We start from the raw sequence: 1,380 nt of genomic DNA on the forward strand, positions 1-1,380 counted from the left end.
AGCCTGCGGCAGCCATTATCGTCTCGTGGTATTCTAGGCTGATGTAATCAAATATGAGGCTGTCGATGCTAGGCGTCTCTGTGCGTAGCAAGCTCTCGCTACAGCCCGTGCACTCCGCCATATGAAGCCAGATCACCGGCAGGCGATCCGCAAGCTCCGCAGCTCGCGCCACGCTAGGCGCAAATGCGGCCGGAAGCCCGAGCATCGCGGTCATCGCTCCGCTCCATTTCATAAAATCGCGACGTGAAAACCCTCCTTCTTGCAGCCTCTGTGCGATACTTTTGTCCGCTTTAAGTCGCGGCAAACGCTCGAGCTCCTTGAGTCTGGCGCCGATTTGCGCTAAATTTACCATTATTTCTCCTTTGGCATTGATGTTTTTTTACGGGTAATTCTACAATAATTTATAATTCATTAAGCTGAAATTTCGTCATAAAATTACAAAGAAATATTAATTCTATCCCCTAAATTTGCGAGCTTGAAATGAGTTATTAAAATTCGGCTTTAAATTTAACGAGGATGTTTCGTTTCATGTACCGCACTTTACAGGCGAGCGAAATTACAAAACGGTACATTGAAGGCAAGGAAGTTTCAAATTTTAAATTTACGAGCTCGCATATCGGTTTAACTTCGCGATCAGCAAGATCACAAGCCACGCTAAGATCATTGTAACGAGCGTATGGCTGAAAAAATGATCGCCCAGCAGCATCTTGTATACGCCCGTAATCCAGCCGATCGCAATTGCCGTAGCGAGCGAGATTTTGCGCGTGCGAGTGCCGCGGCAGACGAAATATAAGCTCATCAGCGAAAAGCCCATACTGGCATGCCCCGCGGGCCAGCATTTGGCCTTATTCGGCGGCGTAAAATCGGCAGGATATGCGTCAAAGACCTTAATATCAGGGTAGATTCCGCCGAAATTTACGATCTCGCACGGACAGGGAACCTCGGTTAAATTTTTAAGCGCTCCGACGAGCGACGGCACGAGGGCAACCGAGAGAAAAAAGACTATGAGCCTTTTTTTGCGCGCCTGCACGAAAGCACTCTTATACAGTATCGCACACGCGATCAGGACGCAGCCGCAGCCGCAGATAAATACCCGCTTAAAGCCGTCGTACAGGAGCAGCCTTTTGATCGGCTCATCGATGCGTATCGGCCAAGAATGCGTCAGCGGATCATACAGCTTAGCGCTTATCGCCAGATCCAAATCGCTGAAATAAAAAAGCGTGATTACCGCGATTAACGCCGCGACGCTGAGGCAAATTTGTTTATTGATGAAGCCTGGTGTCATAGAGCATATCCATATCTTTGCGGTAAATTTCCGTTTTTACCTCGAAAATTCCAAGCAGCGTGTGAAAAAGATTATCGTGCGAAAAAGCATCATCC

Annotated in this window: 2 protein-coding genes; both read right to left on the bottom strand. The window is 48.0% G+C overall.

The features are described from left to right. A partial coding sequence (locus Q0140_RS03400) for a twin-arginine translocation signal domain-containing protein (protein WP_297961903.1) occupies positions 1 to 352 on the bottom strand: 352 nt, incomplete at its 3' end. Positions 353 to 601: 249 nt separating this feature from the next. Then, positions 602 to 1,285, bottom strand: coding sequence for a phosphatase PAP2 family protein (locus Q0140_RS03405; protein ID WP_297961906.1), 684 nt, complete (start codon positions 1,283 to 1,285; stop codon positions 602 to 604). Between the last annotated feature and the right edge of the window lie 95 nt (positions 1,286 to 1,380).

Origin of the sequence: uncultured Campylobacter sp. (assembly GCF_938045405.1) — a bacterium.
Lineage (GTDB): Bacteria > Campylobacterota > Campylobacteria > Campylobacterales > Campylobacteraceae > Campylobacter_B.